Source organism: Amycolatopsis lexingtonensis, assembly GCF_014873755.1.
GTDB lineage: Bacteria > Actinomycetota > Actinomycetes > Mycobacteriales > Pseudonocardiaceae > Amycolatopsis > Amycolatopsis lexingtonensis.
The window spans coordinates 4245462-4260844 of record NZ_JADBEG010000001.1 but is presented as its reverse complement, the minus strand read 5'-3'; the positions used below and the strand labels follow the sequence as shown (position 1 = coordinate 4260844).

Sequence of the window (15383 nt, the reverse complement as noted above, 5' to 3'; positions counted from 1 at the left end):
CCCGGTTCAGCCGACGTCTCGCAGGCGGGGGAGGAGCTTCGCCGCCGTTTCGCAGGCCGCGACCACGCCGCCCGGCCCGGCGGGCATCAGGACCAGTTCGGTGAAGCCCGCTTCGACGTAGTCCCGCGTCAGCCGCAGCGCCGCGTCCGCGTCGGCGGGCAGCCGGAACTGCACGGCGCGGCGGATCGCCGCCGGGTCGCGGCCGGCGGCGGCGCAGTGTTCGTCGAGGACCCGGGAAAGCCGGCGCAGCTCGGCGATCGGGGTGCCCGGCAGGGCCGCGTTGAGCCAGACGTCGGCGTGCTCGGCGACCACCCGCAGGCCGAGCTTCTCGCCGCTGCTGCCCAGCCAGAGTGGCGGTTTCGCCTGGCGTGGCTTCGGATCGCTGACCGCTCCGCGCAGCGTGTAGTGGCGGCCGGCGAAGTCCGTCACCGGCCGGGTCCACAGCAGACGGAGGATTTCGCAGGCCTCGGCGAGCCTTTCGACGCGTTCGACCGTAGGCGGGGTCGGGGTGCCCATCATAGTGTCGGTGTGGGTGTCGCCGCCCGCGCCGAGGCCGACGTCGAGGCGGCCGCCGGAGAGGTGGTCGACGGTGGCCGCGATCTTCGCGAACGTGCCCGGGTGGCGGTTGGTGTTCCCGGCGACCAGACATCCGATGCGCACCCGTTTCGTCGCTTCGGCCATCGCGGCCAGGAGGCTCCAGCCGTCGAAGACGTCGCCGGTGCGGTCCGGCCCCATCGGGGCGAGGTGGTCGAACACCCAGCAGCCGTCGAACCCGGCGTCGTCGACGATCGCCCACGCCTCGCGGAGTTCGGCGATGCCGACGTGCTGCTGGGGCGGCTTGAGCCCGATCGTGGTCATGAGTGACTCCTGATTATCAGTTGTACAAATCATCAGCAAAACTGACGATCAGCGTAGGGGTAGAGTCCTCCCGTGTCCAGTGACCTCGAAGCGCCCCCGGCCGTCACCCGGCGGCTCGGTTACCTGCTCAAGCACGCCCAGGTGCGGCTCGCCGAGCTGGCCGAGCCGCTGTACGAGCCGCTCGGCGTCACCGGGCGGCAGCTCGCGCTGCTCGCGCTGTTCGGTGACGGGCCCGGGCGGTCGCAACAGGACGGCGCGGCGCGCCTCGGCGTCGACCGGACGACGATGGTCGCGCTCGTCGACGAGCTCGAGGCCAAGGGCCTGGTCCGGCGCGAGGTCGCGCCGGGCGATCGCCGCAAGCGGCTGGTGGCGCTGACCGCCGAAGGTGAGCGGATCCGCGAGGCGGGAGAAGAGGCCACGCGGCGGGCTGAGGCACTGTTGCTGGCACCGTTGTCCGCCGAGGGCGCCGACGGGCTGCGCGCCGCGCTGCTCCAGGTCGTTCGCGCGGAGTGAACCGCGGCGGGAAGGAAACGGACGATGGTGGCGTTGTCCAGGTCATATCCGGAGAAAACCTCAGCTAAGCTAGAGGTTTAGAGACTGGGGGTTTTCCCATGGACAACATGTGGGGGCTGTGGAGTTCGGCGATGCGCGCCGGCGACGTGCCGAAGGGGCTCAGCCGCGGCACGCTCAAGCGCGTCGCCCGCTTCGCCCGGCCGCACTGGCGGCGGTTGCTGGCTTTCCTCGTCCTGACGGTCGTCTCGGCCGTCCTCGCCGTGAGCACACCGGTGCTGGCGGGCAAGGTGGTCGACGCGATCGTCGGCGGGCACGACCTGCCGGTGGTCGTCTGGCTCGCCGTCGTCATCGCCGGGCTGGCGATCGCGGACGCCGGGCTGGGCCTGGTCGAGCGGTGGCAGTCCGCGCGCATCGGCGAGGGCATCATCTTCGACCTGCGCCGCGCGGTGTTCGAGCACGTGCAGCGGATGCCGGTCGCGTTCTTCACCCGCACCCGCACCGGCGCGCTGGTCTCACGGCTCAACAACGACGTCATCGGCGCGCAGCGGACGTTCACCGCGACGCTGTCCGGGCTGGTCACGAACGTCATCCAGCTGGCGCTGTCGCTGGCGGTCATGCTCACGCTGTCCTGGCAGGTCACGCTGATCGCGCTGGTGCTGCTGCCGATCTTCGTCATCCCCGCGCGCCGGCTCGGCCGCCGGATGGCCGGGCTGCAGCGGGAAGCCGCGAACCTCAACGCCGGCATGACCACGCAGATGACCGAGCGGTTCTCCGCGCCGGGCGCCACGCTGGTGAAGCTCTTCGGCCGCCCGGTGCAGGAAGCGGACGACTTCGCGCTGCGGGCCGGGCGCGTGCGCGACATCGGCGTGCGCACCGCGATGCTGACCCGCTGGTTCATGACCAGCCTGACCCTGGTTTCGGCGCTGGCGCAGGCGCTGGTCTACGGCCTCGGCGGCTACCTCGCGCTGACCGGCAAGCTCGCGCCGGGCACCGTGGTCGCGCTGGCGCTGCTGCTGACCCGGCTCTACGCGCCGCTGACCGCGCTGGCCAACGTCCGCGTCGACGTGATGACCGCGCTGGTGTCGTTCGAGCGGGTCTTCGAGGTGCTGGACCTGGAGCCGATGATCAAGGAGAAGCCGTCCGCGCGGGCACTGCCGCCGTCGGACGGGGTTTCGGTCGAGTTCGCGGGAGTCCGCTTCGGCTACCCGGCCGCGGACCGGTACTCGTTGGCGTCGCTGGAAGACGTCGCCACGCTCGACCACCGCGGCGGCGAAGAAGTGCTGCACGGCATCTCGTTCCGCGCCGAGCCGGGGCAGATGGTCGCGCTGGTCGGGTCTTCGGGGGCGGGGAAGTCGACGATCGCTTCGCTGCTGCCGCGCTTGTACGACGTGGATTCGGGCTCGGTGCGACTGTCCGATGTGGACGTCCGCGACCTGAGTTTCGCTTCGCTGCGGCAAACCGTCGGCGTGGTGACCCAGGACGGGCACCTGTTCCACGACACGATCCGCGCCAACCTGGCGTACGCGCGGCCCGGCGTCACCGACGACGAGATCTGGGAAGCCCTGGAGCGGGCGCGGCTGGGCGAACTGGTCCACTCGCTGCCGGACGGCCTCGACACGACGGTGGGCGAGCGCGGCTACCGCCTGTCCGGCGGCGAGCGCCAGCGCCTCACCATCGCGCGGTTGCTGCTGGCGCAGCCGAAGGTGGTGATCCTCGACGAGGCGACGGCCCACCTGGACTCCGAGTCCGAGGCGGCGGTCGGCGAGGCGCTGACGCACGCGCTGGCGGGCCGTACGGCGCTGGTCATCGCGCACCGGCTGTCGACGGTTCGCGCGGCCAACCAGATCCTGGTCCTGGAGCACGGCGAGATCGTCGAACGCGGCACGCACGAGGAACTGCTGGCCCGCGGCGGGCGGTACGCGACGTTGCACGCGACGCAGTTCGCGGACGAGGAGCCCGCGGTGGCTTGACCGGAGGGTGGCGCGCGGTTGCCCGCGCGCCACGCCGCCGATCAGGCGGTCTGCGCCTCCAGGCTGGTGTAGACCGCGTTGACCAGTGCCATCTTGCGGGGGTCGTCGCGGATGAGCGGGCCGAGCCGGTTGAGCGTGTAGCCGAACGAGATACCGTTCTCCGGGTCGGCGCCGCCGGTGGAACCGCCGAGGCCGTCGTGGCCGAAGGCCGCCGGGTTCGGGCCGAAGCCGCGGGCGTCGCTGCCGAGGTAGAAGCCCAGGCCCCACTCGTTCGGCAGGCCGAGCACCGCGTCGATCTCCTTGCCCTGGCTCTCCCGCGCCCGGGCCAGCGTCGGCGCGGACAGGAGGCCGCCGGTGGCCAGTGCCCCGTAGATCGTGGCGATCGCGCGGGCCGTGCCGTGGCCGTTCAACGCCGGCATCACCGCGCGGCGGAACGCCGGGTCGTTCGCGTGGTGGCCCGCGAGCTGGGGATTGGTCAGCGCGGCCTGGGCGACCGGGCCGGCGGTGGCGAACGCCGTGGCCAGCGCGTTGGCCATCTCCTCGGTCATCACCGGGTCGACGAGCGTCGCGCAGCGGTCCAGGTCGGCATCGTCGGCGAGGCCGATCGAGAAGTCGGCGTCCAGCGGCCCGGCGACCTGCTCGGCGAAGAACTCGCGGACGCCCTGCCCGGCGATCCGCCGGACGACCTCGCCGACGAGCCAGCCGTAGGCCAGCGCGTGGTAACCGCCCGCGGATCCGGGGACGTACAAGGGTTCCTGGGCCGCCAGCAACGACGTCATGAGATCCCAGTCGTACAGCTCTTCGACCCGCACGGGCCGGTCCAGGCCGATCCCGGGGACGCCGGAGCGGTGCGTGAGCAGCCACCGCACGGGGACCTCCGCCTTGCCCGCCGCGGCGAACTCGGGCCAGTACTTCGCGACCGGCGTGTCCACGTCCAGCTCGCCGGCGTCGACCAGCTTGTGCGCGCAGATCGCCGTCATGCCCTTGGTCGTCGACCACACGTTGGCGAGCGTGTCCGGCCGCCACTCGGCGGTGCGCTCCGGACCGGACCAGCCGCCCCACAGGTCCACCACGACTTCGCCGTCGCGGATGGCGGTGAACGCGGCGCCCAGTTCGCCGCGGGAGCGGAAGTTCTCCTCGAAGGCTTCGCGCACCGGTTCGAAACCGGGCGCGCACTCGCCGTGCACCGTCGCCGTGGCGCTGTCCATCGGACCTCCTCGGGGAGCGACCGGTCCGCACCGACCAGTCGGTATGTCGACGCTAAAGCGGCCGGGCACGCCCGTCAAGGCGTGCCCGGCCGGTGCTTTCCCACCGATCGCGAGGTCAGCTTCCCGGCAGAGTCGTGCCGGATGCGCTTGCGGTGTCTTGAATGAGTCATTCAGGACCTCCGAAGACCTGAATGACTCATTCAAGACGTCGGCGAAGCTGCCGCCGACCGGACGCGGGAGCGCGGCCCGCACCGACCGGCGCGGCTACCGCAGCCGGGGCACGATCGCGCCGTACTTCTCCAGCAGGGCCGCGTTCGCCTCGTCGCCGCCCTCCACATTGGAGCTGCGCCACAGCGGGACGTCGAGGCCCTCGGCCGCGCCGCGGTCGTAGACCTGGGCGAGCACGAGGTTCCACAGGAACGCGTTGACCACAGTGGACAGCGGCGCGGTGCGCGGCGCGTCCGGCGGGTAGCTCGCGTCGCCGGGGATGACGAGCGAGTCCAGCACCACCGTGCCCTGCTCCACCAGGTTGCTCGACGACCGCTTCGGCGCCGCCGCCACGCACGCCCGCGACGTGATCGCGATGACCGCCGCCCCGCGCTTGCGGGCCTCGATGCACAGCTCGACCGGGTACGGGTTCGAGCCGGACGTCGAGAAGACCACCAGCACGTCGTCCGGGCCGGGCGCGCGTTCGGCCAGCACCTCCGCGGCCAGGCCGGTGCGCCGCTCGGTCTTCGTGCTGCTCACCGCGCCGTGCAGCGGCAGCAGGTCCGGGTGGTAGAGCGGGTAGACGCAGGCGAGCCCGCCGGCCCGGTAGAACGTCTCGGCGACCGCGGCCAGCGAGTGCCCGGCGCCCGCGGTATAGACCAGTGCGTCGGCCCGGATCACCCCCAGGACCAGTTCCGCCGCTTCGCGCACTGCCTCGGCGTTGGCCTGTTCGACGTCCGCCAGTTGCTTGGCGACACTGCCGGAGATGTCCGTGGCGCTCACCACACCCACCCTTCCGTCGGGGATCGGGCGCCGAATCTACCGCGAAGATGGTGGTGCGCGGTGGAATAGCCCGGTGGCCGAACCGGGTTGACCCGAATGCGGGTGAGTAGGAGGACGTGGGTGAGCGAGGCGGAACCGGCGGTGTCCGTGTGGCCGGCGCGCGGGCGCACCGAGGCGGTCGTGCTCGTGCTGCACGGCGGCGCGGAACGCGGCACCGGCGCGGTGCCGCCCTGGAAGCTCGCCTACCTGCGGATGGTCCCGATCGCGCGCGCCCTGCACCGGGCGGCCCGCGGCCACGGCGTCGAGGTGCGGCTGCTGCGCAACCGGCGCTACGGCTGGAACGCCCCCGCCATGGACCCGCTCGACGACGCCCGCTGGGCCCTCGACCGGATCCGCGCCGAGCACCCCGGCGTGCCGGTGGTGCTGGTCGGGCACTCCATGGGCGGCCGGGTGGCGCTGCGCGTCGCCGACGACCCCGCCGTGCGCGGGATCTGCGCGCTGGCGCCGTGGACCCCGCGCGGCGAACCGGTCGGGGCGGTGGCCGGGCGGTCGGTGCTCATCGTGCACGGCACCCGCGACCGGATGACCAGCCCGGCGGAGTCGCACGCCTTCGCCGAACGCGCCGAGGGCGTCGCCGCCCGCGTCGCCCGGTTCGAGATCGCGAACGAGGGGCACGCCATGCTCCGCCGGTCGGCCGTGTGGACCCGGCTGACGATTGCTTTCACACTGGAAGTCCTGGCGGGGAACACCGGTGACGAACTCCGCGGCGCGTGGGCCGCTCCGGGGCCCGAGCGGCTCCGAATACCTGTCTGAGACCCGCCCCGAACAGGGCATTCGGCGAAGCGAGCCGCGGGGTGCGGCACTAGGATCGATCACCGGCGTAGCCGGCCGGAGGGAGCATCGTGACCACTTCGAGCGTTGACCGGACGTCGACCGGGGACGTGCCGGAAGAGGACCGCTGGCCGGGGCTGGCCAGCCCGCCGCATTCACCGCTGCGCGCGCGGATCGCCGCCGCGCTGTTCCGCCGCGCGGTCCGCCCGCTCGACGTGCGGGTGACGTTCCCGGACGGCACGGTGCTCGGCGCCGGCGGGCCGGAATCGCCCGAAATGCGTATTCTGCGGCCGGAAGCCTTTTTCCACCGCCTCGGCGCGGACGCTAAGATCGGCTTCGGCGAGTCCTACATGGCCGGTGACTGGACCGCGTCCGACCTGGCCGAGGTGCTGACGCCGTTCGCCGAGCGGATGGGCACCCTGGTGCCGCCGGCGCTGCAGAAGTTCCGGCGGATCGCCGAGCGCACGCAGCCGCCGTCCGAGGAGAACACCCTCGAGGGCGCGCGGGCCAACATCCACCGGCACTACGACCTGTCGAACGACCTGTTCGGGACCTTCCTCGACGAGTCGATGATGTACTCCTCGGCGCTGTTCGGCCCCGAGGACGACCTCACCGCCGCCCAGTACCGCAAGATCGACAGCGTGCTCGACTACGCGGGCGTGCGCGACGGCAGCGAAGTCCTCGAAATCGGTACCGGATGGGGTGAACTCGCCATCCGCGCCGCCGCCCGCGGCGCGCGCGTGACGTCACTGACCATTTCGGAGGAACAGCGCGCGCTGGCCACCGAGCGCATCGCGGCGGCCGGGTTCTCCGACCGCGTCGACGTGAAGCTGTGCGACTACCGCGAGTCGAGCGGCCAGTACGACGCCGTGGTCAGCGTCGAGATGATCGAGGCCGTCGGCGCGTCCTACTGGCCGGCGTTCTACGAGACGATCGGCGAGCGGCTGCGCCCCGGCGGGCGGTTCGGCCTGCAGGCCATCACCATGGACCACGACCGGATGCTGGCGTCGTCGCGCGCCTACACCTGGATCCACAAGTACATCTTCCCGGGCGGCATCATCCCGTCGGTGCGCTCGATCGAGGAGGGCGTCAAGGCGAACACCCGGCTCAAGCTGGCCGGGATGCGCGAGTTCGGCCAGGACTACGCGCGCACGTTACGGTTGTGGCGCGAACGGTTCCTGCACCGCTGGACCGACATCGCCGGGTTCGGGTTCGACGACGTCTTCCGCCGGATGTGGGAGTTCTACCTGGCTTATTCGGAGGCGGGGTTCCGCTCCGGGTACCTCAAGGTCCACCAGTTCGGCTACGAGGCGACCGGCGAGTAACCCCACGTCGCAACCCCACCCCGGTGCCGCACGTCCTCCGTTCGAGGACGTGCGGTGTACTGACGACGACAGTTTGTCCGGATCGGGATTGGGTGATGGTGATGACGTACCGAGGCGACGACGGCGGGCGCCGGATGCCGCCGCCCCGGCCGCCCGCCGGGCGCTCCCGGGAGCACCAGCGCGCGCAGATGATGCCGCTGCCCGGGCGGGGCCGCAGCCCGTACGACGAGCGCACCCGCCCGATGGGGGAGCCCGAGCCCCAGTACGCCCCGCCACCGCCCCCGCGCCGCGAGCCCCCGCGCCCGGCCGACGACTACCCGCCGTCCCGGCCGCCGCGCCGCCGCCGGTGGAGCTTCGGCAAGGTCCTCGGCGCCCTGGTGCTGGTCTTCGTCGTCTTCCTCGCCGGCATCTGGGTCTACCTGGAGTTCTCGATCAAGCGCGTCGAGGCGCTCGCCGACTACTCCGGCCGCCCGGTCGCCGAGTCCGGCACCAACTGGCTGATCGTCGGCTCGGACAGCCGCGAAGGCCTGACGGCCGAGGACGAGGAGCGGCTGGCCACCGGCGACGTCGCCGCGGCCGGCGGCGGGCAGCGCACCGACACGATCATGGTCGCGCACATCCCGGACAACGACACGAAGCCGACGCTGCTGTCGCTGCCGCGCGACTCCCAGGTGAAGATCCCGGGCCACGGCACGAACAAGATCAACGCGGCGTTCTCCCTCGGCGGCCCGAAGCTGCTCGCCCAGACCGTCGAAGGCGCCACTGGCCTGCACCTCGACCACTACGCGGAAATCGGCTTCGGCGGCTTCGCCAAGATCGTCGACGCGATCGGCGGCGTCGACATGTGCATCGACAAGGACATGAACGACACGATGACCGGCATCAGCATCAAGGCCGGCTGCCAGTCCCTCGACGGCCGCTCCGCGCTGGGCTTCGTCCGCATGCGCCACAGCGACGCGACCCCGCGCTCGGACCTCGACCGCGTCGCCAACCAGCGCAAGTTCATCGGCGCGCTGGTCAGCCAGATCGCGAGCCCGGGCACGCTGCTCAACCCGTTCGACTTCTTCCCCCTGCTGTCTTCGGCCCCGGACGCGCTGACGATGGACTCGGGCGACCACGTCCACAACCTGGCGGGCCTCGCGATCGCGATGCGCGGGATTTCGTCGGGCGGCGTGGTGACGACGACGGTGCCGGTGACGAGCGGGTCGGCGGAGAACTGGGACAAGAACAAGTCGAAGCAGCTGTTCGACGCTTTGAAGAACGACAGCGCGGTGCCGGACAGCGTCATCGTCAATTAATTCGGGCGCGCTCGATCCTCGGCCGGGGCACCATGGGAGCCATGGAGACCCCGGCCGAGTCGTACCGCGTGGACGAATTCACCTTGGCTCGCTGGCAGTTCGCCGACGGGCCCGAACTCACGGCGACCGTCGGCGGGTCCCTCGAGCACATCGGCGCGTGGATGATCTGGGCGGCCGGCGGCTACACGGCCGACGACTCCGCCGAGTTCCTGCGGCGCACCAGGGAAAACTGGGAGAGCGGGGAAACCCACGACTTCGCCCTCCGCGTCGACGGTGTCATCGCGGGCGCCATCGGGATCATGGCGCGGGACGGCGGCGTCGAGATCGGGTACTGGCTCGCGCGGCCGTACACCGGGCGCGGCCTGATCACCCGGGCCGCCGGTTTCCTGACGGCGGAGGCGTTCCGGCTCGGGGCCGGCTACGTCGAGATCAAGCACGACGAGCGGAACGTCCGAAGTGGAGCGGTGCCCGCGCGCCTCGGCTTCACCAAGGCGCGCGAGGAACCCGTCGAGGAGCCGCTCGCTCCGTCGTGCGCGGGCACCAACCACGTCTGGCGGAGGGAGAAGCCGTGAACTGGGGATATGTGACCGGTCGGTGGCTGTGCGAGCGGCGCGAGGTCGCGAGCCGGGCCGAACGGCGCGGGAACCGTGCCGAGGTCCGCGACTTCGCGATCGGGCGGCGCCGGCGCGACCGGCCGCGGGGGTGGCCGGCGGCCGGTGTGTGCCGGCCGCCGGGCTGGCCGCCGCGCGGGTGGCGCCGCTGACCGCTCAGGACACCTTGTTCCGCTCCCGCAGCACCTTGAGCGCCTGGTCGGCGTGGACCGTGAAGTTCAGCTCGCTCTTGATCTTCTCGAGCACCTTGCGGTCCTCGCCGATCACGAAGGTGACGCGCTTGGCGTGCAGCGGCAGGAGTTTCCGCCAGACGCCGAACTGCTTCGCGACCTCGCCGTCCACATCGGACAGCAGCGGGTAGTCGAAGCCGTTGGCTTCGGAGAACTGGCGCTGCTTGGTGACGCCGTCCGGGCTGATCCCGATCCGGTGCGCGCCGACCTCGGCGAACTCGGCGGCGAGGTCGCGGAAGTGGCAGCTCTCGGCGGTGCAGCCCCCGGTCATCGCGGCGGGGTAGAAGAACAGCACGACCGGCCCGGTGGCCAGGAAGTCCGACAGCGTGCGGTCGGCCCCCTGGTCGTCGGGCAGGGTGAAGTCGGGGGCGAGGTCTCCGGCGTCCATGGACGTCCTTTCTCGTCGGCGGCAGAACCCATCCTGCCGGTCCTTCGGAGCCGCCCCGCGACCGGCTTGGTCCGCGCTCAGCCGGGGTGGCGGGCGATCAGCTCGTCGACCTCGTCGCCCGTCGCCGAGTCCGACACGAACGGGCCGCGCGCCGCCAGGACGCCCAGCTGCCGCAGGCGGGCCGCCTGCTCGTGCGTGCGGACGCCCTCAGCGCCCACCCGCAGGTTCAGCTCGCGGGCACGGGTGACCAGCTGGGTCAGGTGCCGGATGTCCGCCTCCGCCGGATCCTCCGCGTCGAGCGCGTCGACCACCGGGCCGCACAGGATCACGTGGCGGATCGGGAGGCGGTGCTGGGGGATCAGCTCCAGGTCCGCCGAGCCCGAAATCGTCAGGACCAGCTGCGCGCCGAGGTCGGCCAGCACCGCGAACGACTCCAGGACCTCGCCGCCCGGGTCGAGGACCGAGTCGCGGTCGGTGCACAGGCGCAGGGCCTTCGCCGGCAGCTCGTGCTTGTCCAGCTGCTCCTTGACCAGCAGGACCAGGTCCGGGTCGATGGCCAGCCGCGTCGGGAGGCGGACGCAGACGTCCGGGGCCGCGTCGCCGAAGCGGGTGCGCCAGCGGGCCGTCGCCGCCAGGGACTCGGCCAGGAGCCAGCGGCCCAGCGGCACCGTCATGCCCGTCGTCTGGGCCAGCGGGTAGAACTCGTCGGAGCTCAGCTCGCCCTTCTCCGGGTGGTTCCACCGCAGCCCCGCGTTGACGGCGGCGAGCTCCTCGGTGCGGGCGAGCCGGACCGTCGGCTGGTAGACGAGTGAGAACTCGCCGTTCTCCAGCGCGCCGGCGATCACCGCGCCGAGCTGGTAGCGGCCGCGGTCGCGGGCGTCCAGCTCCGGGTCGAACAGCATCCACTGCGCCTTGCCGGCCTCCTTGGCCCGGTGCAGCGCGATTTCCGCCGCCCGCAGCAGCTCGGCCGCGCCGCCCTCGACGGCCGCGCGCACCACGATGCCCGCGCTCGCGCTGACGCCGATGCCGTGCCCGCCCAGGTAGATCGGCTCGTTGAGGTCCTCCAGCGCGCGCTCGACCAGGCCCACGACCTCGGTGGCGGAGAGCTCGCCCCGCAGCAGCACCGCGAAGCCGTCGCCGGACAGCCGCGCGACGAACCCGTCGTGGTGCCCGGTGAACACCGCCGACAGCTTGCCCGCCACCCCGCGCAGCACCTGGTCGCCGACGCCGGCGCCGAGGCCGTCGTTGATCACCTTGAAGCCGTCGACGTCGAGGTAGATCAGCGCGATGTCGTCGCGGGCGCCGGCCCCGAGCGCGGCTTCCAGCTTGGTGGTGAACGACGACGCGTTCGGCAGCCCGGTCAGCGGGTCGTGCACGTTCTGGTGCAGCAGCCGTTCCTGCAGCAGGTGCAGCTCGTTCGCGTCGGACACCATCAGCACCGGGTAGACCGACCCCGGCTTGTCCCCGGGCAGCCGGGCGAGCGTGACGTCGGTCCAGAGCTGCCCGTCTTCGGCGTGGTCGAGCAGCATCCGCTCCTGGTACCGCTCGCGCGCGGTGCGCACCTGCTCCAGCCCGGCCTTGAGCCGCGAGACGTCGTGGTCGGTCGAGCCGAGGTCCGTGAGGTGCCTGCCCCGCAGCTTCTCCGGCGAGCAGCCGAGCAGCTGGCCGAGCGCGAGGTTGGCCTCGACGATGTCGCCGTCCGGGTCGGCCAGCGCGATCCCCATCGGCGACGCGGCGTAGAGCGCGGAGAACCGCAGCAGCGCGCCGTCGTGCCGGGAGCCGGCGTGGTCGGCCGCCTCGTTCGCGACTTCCAGCAGGAGCGGTTCGAGCTCCTCCGGGGGAAGTGTTACTCCTTTGGTGTCGGCCAACGTCGCCGCCCACCGGCGCGCCACGTCCAGCAGTCCTGGCGCGGGACCGGGCTCAGGCACACTCCACCTCTTCACGCGCAGGTCAGGCCAGTTCAGCCGCGGTGCCAGGGGTTCCACAACCACACCAGGTACCCCTCGCCCGTGACCGATGCCACGCCATCATGCGGGTAACGGGGTGTCTACCGGCTGAACGAGTGAACGGCTGTCCACATGAGGTGACATCTTGTCACGGCCTGTATGCCGTGGTAGACGGCGCCCGCGTCAGCGAGGGCTCAGCCGCACCGGCAGACCGTCCGCCGGGACCGGTAGCGAGACGTAGTCCCACTTCGCGGTGTAACTCTCCGGAACCGACCAGCGGTAGGCGCGCAGCATCTCGTGCATCAGCAACTTGACCTCGAGCCCGCCGAAGTGGAGGCCGATGCACTTGTGCGCGCCGCCGCCGAAGGGCATCCACGCCATCCGGTGCGATTTGTCCTCGCGCCGCGGCTCGGCGAACCGTTCCGGGTCGAAGTCGAAGGGGTTCGTCCAGCACTCCGGCGTGAAGTGGTTGACCGTGGGCGACACGCCGACCAGCGTGTTCGCCGGGATGTAGTGCCCGAGCACCTCGGTGTCCTTGACCGTCTGGCGGGTCAGCGACGGCACCGGCGCGACCAGCCGCAGCGCCTCCTTCATGACCAGGTCGAGCGTTTCGAGCTTTTCGACGGCGTCGATGTCCAGGACGTCGTCGCCGAGCGCCAGCGACTCCGCGCGGGCGCGCTCCTGCCACTCCGGGTACTTGGCCAGGTAGTAGGCCATGGCGCTGCTGGTGATGGTCGTCGTGTCGTGCGCGGCCATCATCAGGAAGATCATGTGGTTGACGATGTCGGTGTCGGTGAACCGGTCGCCGTCCTCGGTGGTGGCGTGGCAGAGCGCGGAGAACAGGTCGTCGCCGTCGGAAGCCCGCTTGGCGGGGAGGTTCTCGCCGAAGTAACGCTCGAGGAGGCGCCGCCCGTGCAGGCCGGCCGACCAGCGCCCGCCCGGCACCGGGAAGCGCACGAACGCGGTGCCGGCGCGCACGGAGTTGACGAACGCGCGGTTGATCCGGTGCGCGTCGGCGCCGCTGCGCATGCCCATGAACACGCGCGTCGCGACGTCGAGGGTCAGCTGCTTGAGCGCCCAGTACAGCCGCGGGCGCCCGCTCGATTCCCAGCCCGTGACGCCTTCGCGCAGCGCGGGGCCCATCTCGTTGACGTAGCCGGTCAGCCGCTGCCGGGTGAAGGCCTCCTGCATGATCCGGCGGTGCAGGTGGTGCTCGCCGAAGTCCATCAGCATCAGGCCGCGCTCGAAGAACTTCTCGATGAAGAACTTCCAGCCCTCTTGAGAGAACGCCTTGTCCTTGTTGACGAGCGCGATCTGCGTCGCCTCCGGCCCGGAGAGCGCGACGATCCGGCGCCCGAAGCCCGCGGTCCAGGAGACCGGGCCGTAGAGCTCGTGGCGGCGGAGGCCGAACGCGGGGCCGAAGCGCATCATCTCGAGCATGTGCCCGACCACCGGCGGGCCTTCGTCGCCGAGCACCGGCTTGAGGCCGCTGCCCGCGGGCGGCGTCGCGAGTTCCTTGACCGGCCAGCGCGACCGCAGCCAGCGCTCGTCGACCCCGCGGGGGAGCGGGAACGCCGTCAAGGGCGGCACCCGTTCACGCAGTGCTTCGGTGGCTCGGCTCACGGTGCCCGGCAAAGTGACCATCTCCCCGCTGAGATCGGCTACCCCTCCACGATGCACCCTTGTTGACGGTCTGACAACACCTGGGTGGCCGTCCTTTCGGGTGGTCGGGGCTTGCGGAACTCGCTCGGGTTGACGCCGCGGACCCGCTTGAACGCCGCGCTGAACGCGAAGGGATCGGCATACCCGACGCTGCGGGCGACTTCCGAGACGGTGGCGGTGGCCCGCTGGGTCAGCAGGTCCGCGGCGAGCGCCATGCGGCGGCGGGTGAGGTAGGTCAGCGGCGGTTCGCCCACCAGGTCGGCGAAGCGCTTGGCGAGCGTCGACCGCGAAACCCTGGCGCGGCGGGCCAGCGCACCGACCGTCCACGGCGCCGCGGGCTCGTCGTGCAGCAGCCGCAGCGCGTGGCCGACGACGGGGTCGCGCTGCGCGGTCCACCACGCCGGAGGCTCGCCGCCGGGCCGGTCGAACCACTCGCGCAGCGTGCAGACGAGCATCCAGTCGAGCAGCCGGTCGAGCACGACCTGCTGGCCCGGCGTGTCGGCGGCGACCTCGGCGGCGAGGTGGTCCAGGACGGCGTCCCCGGTGCCCCCGCCGTCCACGCGGAGCACGACGGGCAGCGCGTCCAGCAGCGGTCGGCTGATCTCCCCGCCGGCCGGGTAGGCGCCGACGATCAGGGTGGTGCCGCCGTCGCCGGGCTCGTACCAGCCCCGCCGGTGCCGCGTGCCGCCCAGCTCGGGCACGGCGCAGAACTCCCCGCAGTCGACGGGCTCGGCGCGCGTGCCGACCTCGTCGACGAAGCTGAAGGTCCCGGGCCCGCGCACGACGACGGTCTCGTAGGCCCGCAGCGGCTCAGGTGGGGCTCCTTCGGGCACGATCCAGCCGGCGCCGTCCAGGACGGTGCAGAGGGTCAGCGGCGCCCCGTCGACGAAGCGCAGGCACCAGGGCGGCGACAGGGCGGAGCTGCCGAACAGCGAGCCGTGCGCCCGTACGTCGCGGAAGAGGTCACCCAGTACGTCCACCCCTCGGACGATCGCACAGGTGGTCCGGCTTTTCACCCATGGGATCGTCCGAGGCGGGCGGGTTGAATCGGGGACATGGACACACTGACCCCTGCCGACCTCGAGTTCCTCCGCCGCCCGCTGCACGGCTTCCTGACGGTGGCGGGCGGCCAGCCGCGTCCGGTCTGGTTCGAGGCCACCCCGGAAGGCACGCTGCAGCTGTTCTCCGAACCGGACGCAGCCAAGGTCCGCCGCCTCCGCCGCGACCCGCACGCGTCGATCGTCGTGGCGGCCCCGGTGGGCGAGCGCGAACGGTGGATTTCGGTCGCGGGCGGGGTTTCCCTGGAGCCGGACGGCGCCCACGACCTCGCCGAGCGCCTGGCGTCCCGCTACTGGAACCTGGACGACCCCGCCCGCGCCGCGGACCTGAAGGAAATCCTGTCCACGGACCAGCTCCGGCTGGTCCTGCACCCGGAGAAGGTCCGCCGCTACGCCTACTGAAAGCCGTGAATGCCACATTGAGAGACCTAGCGTCCCTCAATGTGGCATTCACGGACTTCGCGACCGGGGATTGTCGGGGGCCGCGGCTAAAGT

The 15383-nt window shown here is 71.9% G+C and carries 14 protein-coding genes; 7 read left to right on the top strand and 7 right to left on the bottom strand.

The window, feature by feature from the left end; translation table 11 throughout:
* Window positions 1–6: 6 nt before the first annotated feature.
* Window positions 7–858, bottom strand: a complete 852-nt coding sequence (locus H4696_RS18765; RefSeq protein WP_086862044.1) for an LLM class flavin-dependent oxidoreductase — start codon at window positions 856–858, stop codon at window positions 7–9.
* Between the two features lie 72 nt (window positions 859–930).
* On the opposite strand from H4696_RS18765, the gene H4696_RS18760 reads away from it, so the two are divergent.
* Window positions 931–1371, top strand: a complete 441-nt coding sequence (locus tag H4696_RS18760; protein WP_086862043.1) for a MarR family winged helix-turn-helix transcriptional regulator — start codon at window positions 931–933, stop codon at window positions 1369–1371.
* Window positions 1372–1469: 98 nt separating this feature from the next.
* Entirely contained in the window at window positions 1470–3341 is a 1872-nt protein-coding gene (locus tag H4696_RS18755; RefSeq protein WP_086862042.1) for an ABC transporter ATP-binding protein, read from the top strand.
* Window positions 3342–3382: 41 nt separating this feature from the next.
* On the opposite strand, the gene H4696_RS18750 is transcribed toward H4696_RS18755, so the two are convergent.
* Together H4696_RS18750 and H4696_RS18745 are read right to left on the bottom strand one after the other, a co-directional pair.
* Complete coding sequence (locus H4696_RS18750) at window positions 3383–4549, bottom strand: serine hydrolase domain-containing protein (protein ID WP_086862041.1); 1167 nt, start codon at window positions 4547–4549, stop codon at window positions 3383–3385.
* 264 nt (window positions 4550–4813) lie between these two features.
* Window positions 4814–5542, bottom strand: coding sequence for an SIS domain-containing protein (locus tag H4696_RS18745; RefSeq protein ID WP_169735045.1), 729 nt, complete (start codon window positions 5540–5542; stop codon window positions 4814–4816).
* 117 nt (window positions 5543–5659) lie between these two features.
* Between H4696_RS18745 and H4696_RS18740 the strand changes: the two genes are divergently transcribed.
* The 4 genes from H4696_RS18740 (at window position 5660) to H4696_RS18725 (ending at window position 9565) form a co-directional block, all read left to right on the top strand.
* Window positions 5660–6352, top strand: a complete 693-nt coding sequence (locus tag H4696_RS18740; RefSeq protein WP_086862039.1) for an alpha/beta hydrolase — start codon at window positions 5660–5662, stop codon at window positions 6350–6352.
* An 89-nt stretch (window positions 6353–6441) separates the two neighbouring features.
* Window positions 6442–7695: an SAM-dependent methyltransferase gene (locus H4696_RS18735; RefSeq protein WP_192782399.1), complete on the top strand. Its 1254-nt coding sequence runs from the start codon at window positions 6442–6444 to the stop codon at window positions 7693–7695.
* Between the two features lie 95 nt (window positions 7696–7790).
* Window positions 7791–8993, top strand: coding sequence for an LCP family protein (locus tag H4696_RS18730; RefSeq protein ID WP_192782398.1), 1203 nt, complete (start codon window positions 7791–7793; stop codon window positions 8991–8993).
* Between the two features lie 41 nt (window positions 8994–9034).
* Window positions 9035–9565 carry a GNAT family N-acetyltransferase gene (locus H4696_RS18725; RefSeq protein ID WP_086865429.1) on the top strand — a complete coding sequence of 177 codons (531 nt, stop codon included), beginning with the start codon at window positions 9035–9037 and terminating at the stop codon, window positions 9563–9565.
* Between the two features lie 195 nt (window positions 9566–9760).
* Here H4696_RS18725 and H4696_RS18720 read toward each other — a convergent pair whose 3' ends face one another.
* The 4 genes from H4696_RS18720 to H4696_RS18705 all read right to left on the bottom strand — a co-directional run bounded on the left by H4696_RS18720 (window position 9761) and on the right by H4696_RS18705 (window position 14810).
* On the bottom strand, window positions 9761–10222 hold the full coding sequence (locus H4696_RS18720) for a peroxiredoxin (protein ID WP_086865431.1): 462 nt from the start codon (window positions 10220–10222) through the stop codon (window positions 9761–9763).
* 77 nt (window positions 10223–10299) lie between these two features.
* The gene (locus H4696_RS18715; protein WP_086865432.1) at window positions 10300–12114 is read right to left on the bottom strand and encodes a putative bifunctional diguanylate cyclase/phosphodiesterase; all 1815 of its coding nucleotides are present in this window, start codon (window positions 12112–12114) and stop codon (window positions 10300–10302) included.
* Between the two features lie 237 nt (window positions 12115–12351).
* Entirely contained in the window at window positions 12352–13812 is a 1461-nt protein-coding gene (locus tag H4696_RS18710) for a cytochrome P450 (protein ID WP_086865433.1), read from the bottom strand.
* A gap of 17 nt (window positions 13813–13829) precedes the next feature.
* Complete coding sequence (locus H4696_RS18705) at window positions 13830–14810, bottom strand: AraC family transcriptional regulator (protein WP_086865434.1); 981 nt, start codon at window positions 14808–14810, stop codon at window positions 13830–13832.
* 75 nt (window positions 14811–14885) lie between these two features.
* On the opposite strand from H4696_RS18705, the gene H4696_RS18700 reads away from it, so the two are divergent.
* Window positions 14886–15290 (top strand): pyridoxamine 5'-phosphate oxidase family protein, encoded by a 405-nt coding sequence (locus H4696_RS18700; protein ID WP_192782397.1) that lies wholly within the window; start codon window positions 14886–14888, stop codon window positions 15288–15290.
* Window positions 15291–15383: the final 93 nt, after the last annotated feature.

Excerpts from the sequence above, each read along its gene's own strand:
- H4696_RS18710 (WP_086865433.1), bottom strand. The coding sequence starts at position 13,812 with ATGGTCACTTTGCCGGGCACCGTGAGCCGAGCCACCGAAGCACTGCGT.
- H4696_RS18725 (WP_086865429.1), top strand. The coding sequence starts at position 9,035 with ATGGAGACCCCGGCCGAGTCGTACCGCGTGGACGAATTCACCTTGGCT.
- H4696_RS18765 (WP_086862044.1), bottom strand. The coding sequence starts at position 858 with ATGACCACGATCGGGCTCAAGCCGCCCCAGCAGCACGTCGGCATCGCC.
- H4696_RS18720 (WP_086865431.1), bottom strand. The coding sequence starts at position 10,222 with ATGGACGCCGGAGACCTCGCCCCCGACTTCACCCTGCCCGACGACCAG.
- H4696_RS18730 (WP_192782398.1), top strand. The coding sequence starts at position 7,791 with ATGGTGATGACGTACCGAGGCGACGACGGCGGGCGCCGGATGCCGCCG.
- H4696_RS18755 (WP_086862042.1), top strand. The coding sequence starts at position 1,470 with ATGGACAACATGTGGGGGCTGTGGAGTTCGGCGATGCGCGCCGGCGAC.
- H4696_RS18700 (WP_192782397.1), top strand. The coding sequence starts at position 14,886 with ATGGACACACTGACCCCTGCCGACCTCGAGTTCCTCCGCCGCCCGCTG.
- H4696_RS18750 (WP_086862041.1), bottom strand. The coding sequence starts at position 4,549 with ATGGACAGCGCCACGGCGACGGTGCACGGCGAGTGCGCGCCCGGTTTC.